This is a genomic window from Paenibacillus sp. MZ04-78.2 (assembly GCF_024213375.1).
In the GTDB taxonomy this organism is placed as follows: domain Bacteria; phylum Bacillota; class Bacilli; order Paenibacillales; family NBRC-103111; genus Paenibacillus_G.
The window spans coordinates 24,090-40,374 of sequence record NZ_JANAVJ010000044.1; the positions used below are offsets into that span (position 1 = coordinate 24,090).

A 16,285-nucleotide genomic window follows, 5' to 3' on the forward strand; every position below is an offset into this window, starting at 1 on the left:
ATCTAATTCATGACATCCGTCATATATTTGCCTCTCCATCGGCCCAGCACCGGGCAAATGCCGATTCTGGCACTGCCAGGCTCTGTCTTTGCCAACCCCCAATGGAGCAAGAAGCTCGTAACCATCTCGGCCAGCTTGCCGACAGGCCCTGAGCGAAGCTCCTGCGCCCACTTCGACTTATGCTCTTCGCTAATTTCCAGCAGCAGATGCTCCAGCCCGCTTCGCTCCAGCCAGACGATGCCGTCCGTATCCAGGTACAAAGCCGCATCTCCGGCATCGAGGCGATCCCGGACAATGCCGCCAAGAAGCAGCGCGATATCCGATAAGCCCGACTGGGTCGGGAACAGCTCCTCCTCGCCGGTGAGTTCCGGGTAGAAGAAGAGCAACCCTTCCTTATAGCGCCTCCCGACAAAACCGAACATACGATCCATATTGTCGATAATCGTATGACGCTGCGTCCCTACATAATACCTATCCTCATCGCTCCAGTCGCAATCGGCGACAGCCGGCTCCAGCAGCAAGCGGCGATAGACGCGATGGCGGCGGCGAACCGATTCTCCCGCTTCCGTCTCGGGGTACAACATCGGATCGGACAGACTCTCCAACGTATCGTACGCGAACAACTCCCGCGGCAGCTGGCGCAGGATATAACGTGCATACGGGGAGCTTTCATACAAAATATTGTAGTTGTCCGCTCCCTCCTTGTAGCGAGCCGCCCAGCTGTCCTCCTCGCCGTCCAGCGACCGCAGCACGCCCAGTTCCTTCAGCTTTTTCAACGCCCGAGCAAGCGATAACCGATTTCGATATTCGGTCCAGTCGACCGCAATGTCATTCGCCTTCAACTGCTCCGTCATCTCGTCGATCAGATTGGTCAACAGAAACTGGTCATGCTCCGTCTTGCTTTCCAGGAACCATAGCCCGTAAGTAAAAAACATATAGTCCCGCGGCTCGCCAAACTCGCGAAATCCCATCCAGCTCTGGGGAATAACCGGCGTCTTGTCCAGCTTGGCCATTGTCCGCGTGACGATCAGCGGGAAGCCAGTAAAGTCGAGAAACCAGATGCGCAGCTCCTCCTGCATATCCTTGATCCAATAATACAGCTCGGGGTCCTTTTCCTTCTCAACCCAAGGCCGATTTAGCAGCGCGTGCGAGCAAGCATGCCGCTTCTCCCTTAATTGCTCTTCATTTGCAGAATCCGCCCGACGGCGTCTTCTGGTTGCAAATCCTCGATTTCTCAACGGCCTCCTCCTCTCCGCGAAGCGGCTTCGCCGCGATCGACCCCCGTCCAGCTTACCCTGAGCTGATAATCCGGCATTTCCAGTTGGCCGTCTGTACATTGCAGAACTACCCGGTTGCGAACCCCGGGGTTTATCAGTTTGACCTCGATGCCTTCCGGAGTGCGGAAAGCATGTCCCCGCCCCGCCTGGAGACAACGTCCGATCCAGTACAGCAGCCGGAGACGGGTCGTTCCGTTGACAATGCCCAGTTCGCTCATCTTCACAACAGGCCGGTCCGTCAACCGCATCAACAGTTCCAGCTCTTCCTGCCGCTGCCTGAACAGCTTGAGCTTGGCTTCTTTTTTCTGCCGGTCATGGTTGACAATCTCGGTCGGCGCGTCATCCCGCTCCAGACGCTGCCGGCTTCTGGAACGAAGCGGCCGAACCGTAGGCTGCTCCTGCCACATCGATTGAGTGGTACTTTCGGTTGTCCGTTCATCCTGCCCTTGCAACTTGCGAGCCGGGAATAGGCCGAACACCGCTGCAGCTAACCGGTGCGCCTCTTCCGGCGTCTGACAGCGATAAAACCAGCGGGCCAGATAATCCAGCTCGCGGCGGCGGCTCAAGCCGGAGCGGCGGCGCTCCTGAATGCGCAACACGCTGCGAACCACGCGGGCAATCGTCTCCTTGGTCGATATTTCCAGCAGCATCAATTCACTCTCGCCGTAAGCTTCCCCTACAAACCAGCGGTGCAAGCCGTCCCAGCTTTCCTGCATATCGGCGAGCAACTGTTCGCCCGTGAATTCCTCCTCCAACGTGGGTCGAGCCAGCTCCTCGGCAACAACCTTTTCCCAAAACTGCTGCAGCAATCCGGGCCTCATCTGCTGCAGCTGCGCTTCGATCCGATAAGCTTTGCGCTGCAGCGCTTGTACGAAGTTACGCAAATATTCCGTCAACGTCTCCTTGTAGGCCAGGAAAGCCTCCGTCGCCATCAATTCCTCGGCTCTCGAAGTTTGCAGGCTGGCAATATAGTCGACGGAGGTTTTCTGCAAACGGGTAAAGGCAGCGATTAACTCGCTCCAGAGCTGGTGAGCCTCCGCAGCCGTCAACGTATCATCCGAACCTTCGCTTGTACCCAAGCGGATCTTATTCAGACACTCCGCAATCGTATCGAAGAGAGTGGGCTCCAGTGAACCGCCGTATCCGCGAATTTTCTCCAATCCTTCCAGCATGCGTTCAATTTCGATGGAATAAGGGGTAAGGAAATATTGAAACTTTTTGCGCAGATACTCCTCCACCGTGGCCACCCGCCCGCCGTCATGCCTAGGAGAAAGATTCTTCCATTGAACGAGTTGTTCCAAGTCACTCTGACACATGTCAAGCGTATAGTTCTCCAGAAGGTTCCACTCTTGCACGCCCGCATATATCTCTTCCGGCTTCAACCAGTATCGCATTCGCTGGTATTCCTGATAAATATAACGCATAATAACCCGGTACCGCAGGGAATTGTGGTCGGCATTAACGTACTTTAATTCAGATATGTTTTGAAAAGTATGGGGGACTGGCTTTTTGGACATGATTTATCTCTCCTTCGGCTTATACACCGGCTTCATTGCGAACGAGGGCCAGTCCGTTTAACCATTGGCGAAGCTGAATGCGCGCCTGATACGGTCGGTCCAGATTGCAAGTTATAACGCCCCTTAGGTCTGTAGCTGCTTTTACGTTGCCGGACACAGCAATTACCGTACGCTCCGGACCGATTTGCCCGGCAAAAATGCCAAATTCAATAAATACATTGTCCCGTGGCTGATAAACCATATCGTTCCGATACCACACTTTATCGTCCTCTCCAAATACGAACAGTGCGCCGTCCACTGTCCTGCTAATTTTGATTAACTGCTCCAAAGTATATCCACCAAGCGGAAACAGACCCGGCTTATCCCAAGGGACCGGTTCTTCGCCTTCCGCCTCTATGATTCTCGCGAGCTCCATGACCCTTTCTCCCGATTCCAGCGAGCCGCCGATAAAGATTTTCCGCATCGCGCACTTCCCCCATTCTCCTAAATTGACAATTAAGAAAATCGTACCCTATTTCTATTACATTGACCAGTCCAAAGCTATTTTGCTATCATAATTTACATGATCAATAGCCGACTCCCGTTTGGATGCTTCTCCATTGGCATCCTTATAATAGAAGAAAGGGTGATAATATATGACTGAAACTTGCCCGCGTTGTGACTCCAAACAAACTGTAAAAGACGGCAAAAGGTACTCAAGAGTATGGGACTTCGCACAAGAAACCTCAAAAAAGACCCCTATTATTCAACAACACTTCTGCCATCATTGCAAAAAGCACTTTAATAAGCCTATCGGAGTCCGGTTTCGCAGCCAAAAGTCGATGGAACTCCAACTTAAATTTTTTCAGCTTCACTTTATTGAAAAATCAAGTGCCCGCCAATGCGCTTCAATTCTTGGGATCGGTAAAGCTACCGCACAACGCTGGAGAAAGCAGTGGCTGGCTGAATTAAAGGCGCTGGAATCATATCCGAACCCTCATTTAATCGTTATTTCGACATCTTTCAGCAAAACCGCCTCTCCTTCGCCGTCGAAAAACTAAATTTTTAGTAAAAAAGTGAAAAAGATGCTTATCATGCTCTTTATGATATAGAATATTTTGTGGGGACATCCCCTTGTCTGAGGAGAACGTTCCCTTTTTTAACTTCCTCGACGATTTCTTCAGGCGATTGCCTGTTCGTTCCTTTCCTCTCATCATATCCGAATCTATACGCAAAAAAGCCCCTAAAATAGGGGCCTTTCTGGGTATACGCAAAATGTATTAATTTCGAATGAGATAATCGAATGCGCCTAAGGCTGCATTTGCACCTGATCCCATGGAAATAATAATCTGCTTGTAGGGACTATTGGTGCAATCGCCTGCAGCAAACACACCGGGGACATTCGTAGCACCATGACGGTCTACGGCAATCTCGCCGAAGCGCGTGCGTTCAACCGTGTCGGCTAACCAATCCGTATTAGGAACAAGTCCGATCTGAACAAACACGCCCTGCAATTCGACATGATGCTCCGCTCCCGAATCACGATCGATGTAGGATATCCCGTTGACTTTGTCCGTGCCGGTAATCTCTTTCGTTTGAACGTTCTTGAAGACCGTCACGTTCGGGAGACTGTAAAGCCGCTTTTGCAGGACAGCATCGGCTTTCAGCTCGGGCATGAACTCCAGCACCGTCACGTGCTTCACGATGCCTGCAAGATCAATCGCCGCCTCGATGCCGGAATTGCCGCCGCCGATCACGGCTACGTGTTTCCCTGTAAACAAGGGACCGTCACAGTGAGGGCAGTAGGCTACGCCTTTGTTCTTGAATTCCGCTTCGCCGGGAACGCCAACATTACGCCAACGCGCACCGGTGGAGACAATAACGGTCTTGCTTCGTAACACAGCCCCGTTTTCAAGCTCGACTTCGACGAGGTCTTTCTTTTCCAAGCGCTTGGCGCGCTGGAGCTTCATCACGTCAATGCCGTATTCTTTGACATGCTCCTCAAGGCTTGCCACGAGCTTGGGGCCTTCGGTATATTTGACGCTGATGAAGTTTTCGATGCCCAGAGTATCCATGACCTGACCGCCGAAGCGTTCGGCGACAATCCCGGTACGAATGCCTTTGCGTGCCGCATAGATCGCGGCGCTGGCGCCGGCGGGGCCTCCCCCGACGACAAGTACGTCGTACGGCTCCTTGTTCGCAAATTCAGATGCGTCGGGAGCCGTCCCCAGCTTGGCGAGAATCTCTTCAATCGACATTCGACCGCCGCCGAAGAATTCGCCATTGAGGTACACGGAAGGCACGGCCATGACGTTTTTGCTCTCGACCTCAGCTTTGTATGCCGCACCGTCGATCATCGTATGCGAGATGCCAGGGTTCAGGACGCTCATGACGTTCAGCGCCTGTACGACGTCGGGACAATTGTGACAGCTCAAGCTAACGTAGGTCTCGAAGCGATATTCGCCGCGGATGTTCTTGATCTGATCGATGAGATGCTGTTCCACCTTGGGTGGCCTTCCGCTTGCTTGCAGCAGTGCAAGCACCAAGGAAGTGAACTCATGTCCTAAAGGAATACCGGCAAAAACAACTCCCGTATCTATCCCCGCACGGTTCACACCGAAACTCGGCGTTCGGGACAATTCGGTTCTCTCCACCGTGATTTTGGAGGAAAAGCTGGCGATTTCATCCACCAGCTCCAGCATTTCATGCGATACGGCATCGGACCCTGCACTCACTTGAATCTGCACATCGCCTTCCATGAGCTGCAGGTATTGACTTAGTTGTGCTCTAATATCTGCGTCCAGTGCCATAAGTTTTCACTCCTTAGATCTTTCCGACAAGATCGAGGCTCGGCTTCAGCGTTGCGGAACCTTCTTGCCACTTCGCAGGGCACACTTCGCCCGGATTGTTCCGAACATATTGGGCAGCTTTGATCTTGTTCACCAGAATGCTTGCATCGCGGCCGATGCCGCCTGCATTGATCTCAACAGCTTGAATCACGCCGTCCGGATCGATAATGAACGTACCACGATCCGCCAGACCGTCGGCTTCGATCAATACGTCGAAATTGCGGGAGATCGTATGCGAAGGATCGCCGATCATGATATACGTGATTTTGCCGATCGTCTCGGAGCTGTCGTGCCATGCTTTATGCGTAAAGTGAGTATCCGTAGAAACGGAATATACTTCAACGCCGAGGCCTTTCAACGTTTCATATTGGTTTTGCAGATCCTCAAGCTCCGTCGGGCATACGAACGTGAAGTCCGCCGGGTAGAAGCAAACGACGCTCCATTTCCCTTTGAAGTCAGCTTCCGTAACATCGATAAACTTGCCGTTGTGATAAGCCGATGCTTTGAATGGTTTTACTTCTGTTCCGATAAGAGACATACTGATTTTCCTCCTTAGATATGGGGTTTAGATTTTGCATATGTATAATAATAAGGCAGACTGGCGTTTGGATCATGAAGCTATGATGAGGATATTATGAAGGTATGATGAAGATGGTGGAGCTAGTCCAAATTCCTTTGGTAATGTCACCCAGTCCAACCCAAGCGTAGCACTTTTTTAAACCCGCTGCAAGTTTTCCCGCAATAACCTGCCGTTATTCATGGCAATTCAGTTACGAAAAGATTGCAGGCAAAGCAAGAGGCCTTATCCCATGGAAATCAGGACGAAGGCCGCTTAATTCATTTTTATTTTTGTGTGCCGTCTACATGGCAGGTTGCAGTTCTTTGCTTAGACCAAGCGTCCGCGCGGTCGAAGTATGAATTTCCTGGATCAGCTCCGGGTTTTTCAATAACGACTCGCCATAAGAAGGGATCATTTCTTTAAATTTCGGCTCCCACGCTTTTAATTGCTGCGGAAAGCATTTTTTTATTAACTCAAGCATCACGGAAACGGCGGTCGAAGCTCCCGGAGAAGCGCCGAGCAATGCGGCGATCGAGCCATCGGCGGCACTAATGACTTCCGTACCGAATTGAAGCGTTCCTTTGCCGGCAGCCGTATCCTTGATCACTTGCACACGCTGGCCCGCTACCACGATATCCCAATCCTCGTTTTTGGCGTTCGGGATAAACTCGCGCAGCTCTTCCATACGCTGTTCTTTCGATAACATCACTTGCTGGATCAGGTATTTTGTCAATGGGACGTTTTTGGCGCCCGCCGCCAACATCGTTAAGACGTTATTCGGTTTTACGGAACCTAACAAATCAAACATGGAACCGGTTTTTAAAAATTTGGGCGAGAAGCCGGCAAACGGTCCAAAGAGCAGCGATTTTTTGTTGTCGATAAATCTTGTGTCCAGATGCGGAACCGACATGGGAGGAGCGCCGACTTTAGCTTTACCGTATACTTTGGCATGATGCTGCTCGACAACATCCTGATTATTACACACCATAAATAGTCCGCTTACCGGGAATCCACCAATATTATTTCCTTCGGGAATACCGGATTTTTGCAATAAAGGCAGGCTTCCTCCGCCACCGCCGATAAAGACGAATTTTGCCGTATGGTGTTCGACTGTACCGTTATCGACATTCCGCACTTTCAATTCCCACGAGCCGTCGCTAGCACGTTTAATATCATCCACACTATGCTTGAATCTGATATCGACATTCTTATTCTTTAAGTGGTCAAACAACATACGCGTTAAAGCGCCAAAGTTGACATCCGTTCCGGATTCGATTCTCGTGGCCGCCATAGGTCCATTTAAGGTCCGGCCTTTCATAATCAGCGGAATCCATTCCATCAGTTTTTCCGGGTCATCGGAAAATTCCATCCCTTCAAACAAAGGATTGTCACACAGCGCTTCAAAACGTTTTTTTAGAAACGCTACATTTTGCTCCCCTTCTACCAAGCTCAAATGAGGCAATGGCATGATAAAGTCCTGCGGATTACGTATCAGATTGTTGTTGACAAGATAAGACCAAAACTGTCTTGAAACCTGATACTCTTCATTAATTTTTATAGCTTTGCTAATATCTATGGACCCGTCCGGTTTTTCGACGGTGTAGTTCAGCTCGCACAGTGCAGCATGCCCCGTTCCCGCATTATTCCATTCGTTAGAGCTTTCCTCTCCTGCGGTTGCGAGCTTCTCAAAGACTGTAATTTTCCAGTCCGGTACCAATTCCTTCAGCAGCGTTCCCAGAGTCGCACTCATGATTCCGGCACCAATTAAGATAACGTCTGTTGTGGTTTGTCTGTTACTCATTTTTACCGTCCTTACGCGCTATTATTTGAAGAAAAGTTGTGGGCTCTCTTGCTTTGAGCTCCATAGCAAGTCAGGGTGCGACCTGCTAGTCACACCCTTCGTCGGGATCAATATTAACTTGTCAGTCTTAAATCTAGATTCATATATCTACTATTATATGATAGTTGTCTGCTATTTAAAAGCCGGAAAATTTCAGTGATTGCAGTTAAGAAGTGAGAAATCCCCCATGAAACCCTAATACACAAAAAAACAAGGCCTTGACCCCGCCGCTTACTGGGGTTGTGGCTTTGGTTTGGTTTTGTCTGAAAAGCTTGCCGTCCCTTAGAGCTATTTCTTAGCGGTCTTTCAGAGCTTGCTCGATTCGCTTATCCGGCACGAACCAGATGACGGCAACGAGTACGAAAAAGAAGCAGGAGATCCAAGGACTGACATAGGCGGTCAAGACCGCGATCAAGTAGAGAAAAGGCGATAATTTCACCTTCCAGTCTCTGCCCATCGCTACGACGAAGGAGGAATCGCCGGAATGCTGTTTAATAATCGCGCGCTGAAGCATCCGGTACGAGAACGCAGATAGCAGTAGAATAATGCCGTACAGCGCCGTTGGAGTAGGTGCGAAATGGCTTTCCCCCATCCAAGCTGTCGTGAACGGTACAAGGGATAGCCAGAAGAGAAGCAGCAAGTTCAGCCACATCAACCGCCCGTGCACCGTTCGAACCATGTGCAGCAGATGATGATGATTGTTCCAGTAAATGCCGATATATACGAAACTGAAGATGTAGCTAACAATTTTCGGGCCAAGTTCGATTAGCGCATACCAGTCATAGCCTTTCGGCACTTTAAATTCCAGCACCATGATCGTAATGATAATCGCCAGCACGCCATCGCTGAACGCTTCCATCCGATTTGCTTTCATCGTGTCTCACCTTTTCTCGCTTCTCGCGCTCTTTTAGCCTTTTCGACACCAGTAACTTTGCATAACCCCCTTCATCTTGTCAAGCTAAACTTTCACACTTTCAATCCGCTCCAAGCTTATATTTGACAGGTCAGTACAAAATTATTACTATGGTTTTATTAGAGCGTGCAGGAAGGGAGTTGAATAAGGTGAGTAAGAGCGGAAGACCACGAGAGTTTAAAGATACCGCCGTGATTGATGCGGCGATGGAATTGTTCTGGGAAAATGGCTACGAAGCTTGCTCGACGGAGGATCTGTGCAAGCAAACGGGGCTTGGAAGAGGAAGCTTATACAATGCATACGGCAGTAAGCACGAGCTTTATGAACAAGCCCTCTTGCGTTACCATGAAACCGGCATCCAAGCCCAGATTGAGATTCTCCACCGGCAAGGACCGATAAAAGACCGGCTTCGTGCTTTGTTGGATTGGGCTATAGAAGAGGACTTTTCAAACAAGAATCGAAGAGGCTGCCTGTTGATCAATGCTGCAATGGAGCGCGCACAAAGAGATCCGGCGGTCGAACGCCTATTCAAACAACACGTCGATTTGCTGGAGCAGGCTCTGCAACAGACGATTGAGACGGGGCAGATATCAGGAGAGATCTCGCGGACACATCCGGCCTCGGATTTAGCCCGCCTTTTTCTAAGTAATTATTATGGACTCCGAGTGCTCAATGCCGCTGCTCAGAATCGTGAAAGGGCCGTTCAAATGGCCAACGCAACGTTGGAAGTCTTGTTCTAGCGTTGCGCTTTTTTTACGTCTGAACGGAGCCCAATTCATCTCGTCACGCCTAATTTTGTACTATTCATTACAATTTATTCGGGACCTGGAGGTCATTACTATGCCGTTTGCTATTTATGTACTGGGAATGATGATTTTTTCTATGACCACTGCCGAATTCACGGTCGCCGGAATCATGACTTCGTTATCGAAGGAATTTGACGTATCCATTGCTTCCGTCGGCTACCTTATATCCGCTTATGCTGCGGGGATGATTGTGGGGGGTCCTTTGTTAGCGATTGGTTTGTCCAATGTGTCGAAGAAAAGGGCTTTCTTATTGATTTCGGCCGTATTCCTCTTCGGTCAGACGCTTGGCGCGCTAGCCATCGGATATGAGATGATGATGGTTGCTCGGATCATTACCGGCGTTTCCTCCGCCGCTTGCTTCGGCGTTTCGCTTGGCATTTGCTTTGACCTCGTCAGTCCTCAGGCTCGCGGTCGTGCCGCTTCCATCGTTCTTGGCGGTTTAATGGTTGCTACCGCGCTCGGATTGCCTGTGGCGATACTCTTCAACCAATACTTCGGCTGGCGCTCCAGCTTTTGGGTGGTTGTCGTACTCGTTTTGCTGTCTGGACTTTTGAGTATGAAAGCGATCCCCGCCGCATCCAAGTCGGAGTCCGTTAGTTTGCGTAGTGAACTGGCGAGTTTCAAAAACCGAAATCTATGGGCCGCCTATGCGACCAGCCTTCTCATTATCGGCGCAACGTTTGCCGCATTCAGTTATTTCGCGCCTATCCTGACCGACCTCTCCGGCTTCGACACAACGACGGTTCCGCTTCTATTAGGGGTCTACGGCATGGCGACCGTCGCAGGAAATCTTGTTACCGGCCGACTTGCCGATCGATATATGATGCCAATCCTAACCATAGGATTGATGCTCTTGACTGCGTCGCTGATGATGTTCGGAATCTATGCCCACAGTCCGTACGTCGCTGTCATTGCCGTCATTATGATTGGACTAACGGGAGTGACCCTGAATCCCGCGATGTCGACCCGCATCACCCGCGTTGCAGGGACTGGCACGCTGGTTGCGACCGTTCACGCATCCGTTATTAGCCTTGGCATCGTCATAGGCTCTTCCATCGGAGGGCTGACCATCGACGCTGGATACGGGCTCCGTTCTCCGCTATGGGTCGGTTTTATTTTGGCGATGCTGGGCTTGGTTTCATTGCTGCCTTACTTCAAGAAAGCTGGAGCGCTAAACATCACAGTGAAGAGCAAGTCTTAATTTCTAAACTTCGCCTTATTGTTGATACGATTCAGCTTAACGGGTCTATCGGCAAAAAGTAAGAAGGAGCTTGTCGCGGCGCGACAGCTCCTGCAGCTCTATATTGTAAATGTGCTAAGTAAAGACGGCCATACAGACATTCTCTCTCGGCAGGACGGACATAAGGTCTCCCCCGCTAAATAAGGCAGATGCCCGGCCAATGTTTGCTCTCCGATCGCTTCTACCCGCTTCGCTAATGTTCGTATTTCTTCATCTGCAAATGACGTTGCCGGAACGATATCATGTGATTCCTGGCCAGTGTGAGAGACGGGATCGTGTTCATAAGCTTGAAGGATTTGAGGATTTCTGCATTCTCTTCATTAGGCCATATAAATACATCTTCTTCACAGGCCGGACACACGGCTACATACTCATCACCGTGAATAAACGTCATCAGCATGTTGGCAAGGATAGACGACCCCCGATACGCAGCATCCGCAACAAGAATATAACGTTTCTCCGTCTCATCAATGGAATGATGGGCTGCATAGGCGAACACTTCCTTTGTAAGCGCCTTAAGCTTGCCAATGGCCTCTATATATTCGCGATACAATTCTGTACAAACGGAGCTGCCCGCATCTTGGGCCAGTTCCGCCCAAGCCTCTGGAAATGGCGCCTCATCGCGTCCATCACGGCTTGCTTCGATTATACCGCAATTGATAAACAGCTCTTTACGCACTTCGGCATCAGATGTAGAGCATGCGATTTGTGCCAAAAACGGCATCGCCGCGTATGTAGCCGTATAGATCGTATTTTGATGGAACAAATGCTCCTGAAAGAGTTCGTCAAAAATCTCCTGGCTATATTGCCCCATTAGCTGCTGCAATAACACAGGCACGTTCTCCGCAGTTCCATATGGTCCTGTAAGCTTTCCCCATATATCGCTATTCCATTTAAGCAAGCTTCTCCCTCCATTATCCGCATTGTCTGGTTATGTGTAGTGGAAATTATTCTTTGTCAAAATAATCATCTGGCAAATTTAATTCTTTCAAACAACCTATAAATTCTTCCCTGAAATTATTATTGCTTTTATATTCCGGCCATGCAGCCTTATAATAAGGCAACAACTTCTCATGAGGGATAACGCCCCAAAATAGAATAGAGTTTTTCATAACCTCCTTGTCGCCACCCATTAACACCTGTTCGATGATCTCCCAACCTTCCGATTTGTCATTGCAACTGCGTGTGGCATAGATTGCGGCGGTTTGGATATTCGAGTCGGCTTGGCATAAAAAGGGCGCAAAGTTTTGGAGTGAAATCACGCCGGAAGGTTCCAAAACATACCCCACATGACTTAACGTTTCCGGGTCACGTACCCTGTCGAGACTTTGCATTATCACTTTTATAAATTCCGATAAATCAACAGATTTACCGTACCAGTTCAGAATCTGTAAAGCGTGTAATAAATCCTCATTTCTATCCGAATGCAACAGCTCCAGAAGATAGCCTCTTCCCGCGTCAACAGAGGTTTTGCAGATTAGCTGAATGGCTGTGATGCGATCTTTTTGTCCTTGATCAGCAACGTTTTTTAAAAAATCAACGGTTGGCTGCGAGATTTTCTTAAACTTGAACATTCCATCAAGCGCTTTTGATTTGATTTCTTCGTTTGGGGCGTTTTGATAAACCTGTATTAACGCATTTTCATCGCCCGGCATCTTGCTGCCAAACCACGCGATATCATAATCCAGAATAATTTCGTCCAGCCAGCGCTCATACCAGTCCAGAAAATTGTCTTCATAAACAAAGAAAAAGGGATGATCAGGATAAAAATCTGAAGTGTAAACGATTTCCCCCCTGTGTTCCCCTTCAAGTACGAGATACATATCGTATTCGCAGCCTTGTGTGCCAATGCACAACATGCCGCCCATCACCATATTACGGGCAGCGTCGTATTCCGGGTCGGAGATGTCCTCATCATTGATCAAGGGTTCGGTCAGATGGTTCCATTCCTCTTTTGTCATTCTGGGGTGCAGAACGCATTTTGCAGCGAGTGCATTTGTATCGGTATAGGAAGTGGCCTTTTCAATCGAATAAATCCCGTAATACGGCCCGGCGCCTCCATTTCCGACTTCCGTTAAAAACTGCGTATAAGGCTCCGGGAGTGTGACCTGATTTTTTGCTTGCCAGTCCGCAAGCTCTTTTGTTGTAAGCTTTTCATAAACCCTGTATTTGTGTGAGGATGCTCCAAACACCAAAAAATCCGTATCTTTGCGCATGGCCTCTTCGAGTTTGTTTTTTATTCGATCAAGTTGCGTTTCTTTCTTCCAAAACAACCTATTGACCCCCTTGTTGATTATAGCCGAGCTTCCTTCGCTTGCTTATCCAGCAATTTCCAGCAGATGCGGAAATCGGTATTCTCCGTACATACTCTGTATGCGCTCGTGGCGGGGGCTTCGGCAACGAAATGTAAAAAAGCATGGGCAAATCTCCTTCAAGGGACTTTCAACAAACGCACCGGAAGTATGCCACGGATTTTCTGATATAATCCTGTTACTCTGCCTTCTCGTAGCGATTATTCTGCATCGCCTGCTCGATCCATTCCTCAATTTGATGCTTAGGTAGCAGGATGTTGCCTCCAAAAGCATTATTCTTATGAAAGCCCCAATCCCCATATACTAACATATGGTACTGGCTATCCATTTGTTTTATGAGTCCCCATACGCCAAGATCCCCCTCTGCGCCCGCACTGATAAATAGCCACTTCCGGTAATGGTATATGTACGGGTTCCCAAACATCCTAAAATCATCCAAATACCCTATTTCGGGCCGGGAAACGATTATCCACCCATGCCTCATCATACCACACTATGGAAAATAGCGGGCAATCCTAAACACCCAATTTTCGCTGTCACTTATTACGATTCACCATATCGGTTTTTAGGGTAAACTCGGACGAATCCCATAGTCCGTTACTTTAACACACAACTGTTCATGCACAGGCAAGCGAATCCACATTTTGCGTGTCTACTTCCTGTGTCTAAGAACCTGTAAGCATGATATTCTTATAATGAATGGAATTGATTGCAGATGAACGAACTGCTTGGTGAATTGGTTACTTTTCTTGAAAGGTGTCGATAAATCCAATTGGGAGGTGCTTACTATGAACGAGCCTGTGTTGAAAAAAGCGATGGACACATTGGAATTTCTTAGTCAGGATGCCGAGGCCCGCCGATTGTATGAAGATAGACAGAAGTATCTGCATGATGAAGCTTCCATGATTGAAGGAGCGTTAGCTGAGGGAGAGAAAAAGAAAGCAGTTCAGATGACCTTGGAGCTTCTCAAGCTTGGGGTCGATACATCGATTATATCCAAAGCGTCTGGGCTGTCTGAGGCTGAAATCATTGCTTTGAGAAAGCAAAACTAAACCTTCTGGTTGAAGAGTCAGTCCGATGGAGATGGATATCTACAAAGGCAAAAAGCCGCAACTGATTGAACAAAGCAGTTGCGGCTTTATCTAAATTAGACCGCAGACCATGTGATCGTATATTGTGTAATGCCTGCTTCTGCATCAATGATCTTACCTTCAATAACCGTAGACTCTTTGCTTTTGGTAGCGGTAATGCCGATTGTTTTGTCAGTGGAGGAGTCAACCGTACGGTCATAACCGCGGTTTTTCAAATATTCGTTATAGGTCTTAACCAGATCTTTCAAGCTTAGCGTTTTGGTTTTCATCTATTATTCTATTTCTTTTCTGGAAGAACAAGGATATAACGTACTAGTAGAACATACCTAAAAGGTGAGAAATTCACATTGATAGCCTAAAGTTGGTCGATTCGAAGTCAAAATTATTTTATAATCATGATGTAGAGCAATTAGATCGGGGTGAACAATTTATGAAGAGTGAACTAAGAAATATTACCATCGACCGACAGGCATTTGTTTATTGGTATTCAGGTGGGAGCAGGTTCACATTACATATTTCTCCAAAAGAAAACAAAAATATAAAAATCACACTTATTTTCGAATCAAATCCACCAGATGAAGATCCTCGTACATTCTGGGCTTTTTACAAAATTACAGCGCGTAAAAATGATTTAGAAACAACAATAGACCTAGGCAAGCCAAAACATATAGCTGAGATTATTTCATATCTAATGAAACAAAGAAAAGAATTATTTACAAAAGGACAGCCTCATATTTTAAATAATGCATGGGATTTACTAATGGAAATGGGATATTCAAATTTTAATCCGGTTTGGGTTGGCGAATGGTAGTACATCGTCAGGACGATGGTTTTCAGCAACGGGGGGTAACGACTTAATACAACCTTAAATTGGAAACCTACGAACCTATGACACTAATTCAGAGTCGTAGGTTTCACGATTGTTCATCTTCAACTCGTTTTTTGATAACTTGAAGTATAGGCAGCATTCTCAATTAATGTTTTAAATTGCTCTAAACTATTTAAAACAAAACTATGCAGTTCTTCATATATTCCCTCAGTAATTTCAATTAACTCACCATGCGCGATTTCGTTTCTATGTTTGAGTAATTTGGTATCAATTTGTTGTATCTTCTTCTCCCAAGTATCGTCAAAATCTAGTCCTATGGTGTACATAATATTTTTAAGCACAGTTGATGACAAATTCGATTCGGTATCAATTGCATCAATTGGATTAAACGATATATTTTTGTTTAAATTGTCAAAAATAAAATTTATTAATTCCCCATGAACCTCTGTTTTTTGGGATTTCGCAGTACTTAAAATCTTTTCACGCAAAGCAACAGCCATAAAATTATTTCTTAAGTTATTCAGTACCGGGCTCCTTCTTGAAATAAAGTCCAGATAAGCAATTGAAGAATTTTTAATAAAACCTTCCCAGTGAGCATAGATAAGTGGTACTGCCGCTCTTAAAAGTGGTCCTTTTTCATGGGTTCTAGCGCTATTTATAAAGAATTTATACCTTTAATCCAAGAGCTACGGCTCAAGCTTGTATCTTGCACAGAAAGCGTCGAAGTAATCAACGGCCTTTTTGCTGGTGATTCAACTATCGTGTTCCACTAGAATAACTACTTCTCAACCTGAATACTGTTATTAAAATCGCAAGGTAGGTGTAGGGCTTGATTATAGAGACGAATCGATTAATTTTACGCGAATTTATTCCTGGGGATTTACAGGAAGTTCACAAATATGCTTCTGATGTGGAGGTTTGTAGATACTCCGACTGGGGACCAAACAGACTCGAGGACACAAAAGCATTCATCGAAGAATTTATTAAAGGACAAAGCACGCCTGTTGATTAACCAAAATAAGGTATTCAAAAATTGAAAAAAGGCCACTCTTTCGATAAAATCGATTCTACCA

General features: G+C 47.5%; 17 protein-coding genes and 1 pseudogene. 6 read left to right on the plus strand and 12 right to left on the minus strand.

Annotated features, from left to right (window positions below; translation table 11 throughout):
• Positions 1 to 2: 2 nt before the first annotated feature.
• From NLX71_RS22375 to NLX71_RS22385, 3 genes are read right to left on the minus strand one after another with little or no spacing between them, the layout of a single operon-like run.
• Positions 3 to 1,238, minus strand: coding sequence for a TIGR02678 family protein (locus tag NLX71_RS22375; RefSeq protein WP_254365969.1), 1,236 nt, complete (start codon positions 1,236 to 1,238; stop codon positions 3 to 5).
• A complete protein-coding gene (locus NLX71_RS22380; RefSeq protein ID WP_254365970.1) occupies positions 1,235 to 2,794 on the minus strand; it encodes a TIGR02677 family protein in 1,560 nt (519 codons plus the stop codon). The genes NLX71_RS22375 and NLX71_RS22380 overlap by 4 nt, the downstream gene beginning before the upstream one ends.
• A 19-nt stretch (positions 2,795 to 2,813) precedes the next feature.
• Positions 2,814 to 3,257 carry a nucleotide-binding protein gene (locus tag NLX71_RS22385; RefSeq protein WP_254365971.1) on the minus strand — a complete coding sequence of 148 codons (444 nt, stop codon included), beginning with the start codon at positions 3,255 to 3,257 and terminating at the stop codon, positions 2,814 to 2,816.
• A gap of 172 nt (positions 3,258 to 3,429) precedes the next feature.
• On the opposite strand from NLX71_RS22385, the gene NLX71_RS22390 reads away from it, so the two are divergent.
• Complete coding sequence (locus NLX71_RS22390; protein WP_254365972.1) at positions 3,430 to 3,834, plus strand: hypothetical protein; 405 nt, start codon at positions 3,430 to 3,432, stop codon at positions 3,832 to 3,834.
• A 219-nt stretch (positions 3,835 to 4,053) separates the two neighbouring features.
• On the opposite strand, the gene ahpF is transcribed toward NLX71_RS22390, so the two are convergent.
• From ahpF to NLX71_RS22410, 4 genes are all read right to left on the minus strand, one after another.
• Positions 4,054 to 5,583: an alkyl hydroperoxide reductase subunit F gene (ahpF, locus tag NLX71_RS22395; RefSeq protein ID WP_254365973.1), complete on the minus strand. Its 1,530-nt coding sequence runs from the start codon at positions 5,581 to 5,583 to the stop codon at positions 4,054 to 4,056.
• Between the two features lie 13 nt (positions 5,584 to 5,596).
• Positions 5,597 to 6,160, minus strand: a complete 564-nt coding sequence (gene ahpC / locus NLX71_RS22400) for an alkyl hydroperoxide reductase subunit C (RefSeq protein ID WP_036692003.1) — start codon at positions 6,158 to 6,160, stop codon at positions 5,597 to 5,599.
• A gap of 322 nt (positions 6,161 to 6,482) precedes the next feature.
• Complete coding sequence (locus NLX71_RS22405) at positions 6,483 to 7,982, minus strand: malate:quinone oxidoreductase (protein ID WP_254365974.1); 1,500 nt, start codon at positions 7,980 to 7,982, stop codon at positions 6,483 to 6,485.
• Between the two features lie 334 nt (positions 7,983 to 8,316).
• Positions 8,317 to 8,895 carry a TMEM175 family protein gene (locus NLX71_RS22410; protein WP_254365975.1) on the minus strand — a complete coding sequence of 193 codons (579 nt, stop codon included), beginning with the start codon at positions 8,893 to 8,895 and terminating at the stop codon, positions 8,317 to 8,319.
• A 188-nt stretch (positions 8,896 to 9,083) separates the two neighbouring features.
• Here NLX71_RS22410 and NLX71_RS22415 point away from each other — a divergent pair, with 188 nt between their 5' ends.
• Positions 9,084 to 9,674, plus strand: coding sequence for a TetR/AcrR family transcriptional regulator (locus NLX71_RS22415; protein WP_254365976.1), 591 nt, complete (start codon positions 9,084 to 9,086; stop codon positions 9,672 to 9,674).
• A gap of 100 nt (positions 9,675 to 9,774) precedes the next feature.
• A complete protein-coding gene (locus NLX71_RS22420) occupies positions 9,775 to 10,941 on the plus strand; it encodes an MFS transporter (protein ID WP_254365977.1) in 1,167 nt (388 codons plus the stop codon).
• 232 nt (positions 10,942 to 11,173) lie between these two features.
• Here NLX71_RS22420 and NLX71_RS22425 read toward each other — a convergent pair whose 3' ends face one another.
• From NLX71_RS22425 to NLX71_RS22435, 3 genes are all read right to left on the minus strand, one after another.
• Positions 11,174 to 11,881 (minus strand): hypothetical protein, encoded by a 708-nt coding sequence (locus NLX71_RS22425; RefSeq protein WP_254365978.1) that lies wholly within the window; start codon positions 11,879 to 11,881, stop codon positions 11,174 to 11,176.
• A 46-nt stretch (positions 11,882 to 11,927) separates the two neighbouring features.
• Positions 11,928 to 13,196 carry an SMI1/KNR4 family protein gene (locus tag NLX71_RS22430; RefSeq protein ID WP_309248977.1) on the minus strand — a complete coding sequence of 423 codons (1,269 nt, stop codon included), beginning with the start codon at positions 13,194 to 13,196 and terminating at the stop codon, positions 11,928 to 11,930.
• A 274-nt stretch (positions 13,197 to 13,470) separates the two neighbouring features.
• Entirely contained in the window at positions 13,471 to 13,716 is a 246-nt protein-coding gene (locus NLX71_RS22435; protein ID WP_254365980.1) for a hypothetical protein, read from the minus strand.
• A 304-nt stretch (positions 13,717 to 14,020) separates the two neighbouring features.
• On the opposite strand from NLX71_RS22435, the pseudogene NLX71_RS22440 reads away from it, so the two are divergent.
• Positions 14,021 to 14,344, plus strand: a pseudogene (locus NLX71_RS22440) (PD-(D/E)XK nuclease family transposase); the annotation flags it as partial.
• Positions 14,345 to 14,439: 95 nt separating this feature from the next.
• Here NLX71_RS22440 and NLX71_RS22445 read toward each other — a convergent pair.
• Entirely contained in the window at positions 14,440 to 14,652 is a 213-nt protein-coding gene (locus NLX71_RS22445; RefSeq protein WP_254365981.1) for a hypothetical protein, read from the minus strand.
• A 161-nt stretch (positions 14,653 to 14,813) separates the two neighbouring features.
• Here NLX71_RS22445 and NLX71_RS22450 point away from each other — a divergent pair, with 161 nt between their 5' ends.
• A complete protein-coding gene (locus tag NLX71_RS22450) occupies positions 14,814 to 15,194 on the plus strand; it encodes a hypothetical protein (RefSeq protein WP_254365982.1) in 381 nt (126 codons plus the stop codon).
• A gap of 119 nt (positions 15,195 to 15,313) precedes the next feature.
• On the opposite strand, the gene NLX71_RS22455 is transcribed toward NLX71_RS22450, so the two are convergent.
• Positions 15,314 to 15,871, minus strand: coding sequence for an MAE_28990/MAE_18760 family HEPN-like nuclease (locus NLX71_RS22455; RefSeq protein ID WP_309248979.1), 558 nt, complete (start codon positions 15,869 to 15,871; stop codon positions 15,314 to 15,316).
• A 170-nt stretch (positions 15,872 to 16,041) separates the two neighbouring features.
• Here NLX71_RS22455 and NLX71_RS27340 point away from each other — a divergent pair, with 170 nt between their 5' ends.
• On the plus strand, positions 16,042 to 16,224 hold the full coding sequence (locus tag NLX71_RS27340) for a GNAT family N-acetyltransferase (protein ID WP_483874631.1): 183 nt from the start codon (positions 16,042 to 16,044) through the stop codon (positions 16,222 to 16,224).
• Positions 16,225 to 16,285: the final 61 nt, after the last annotated feature.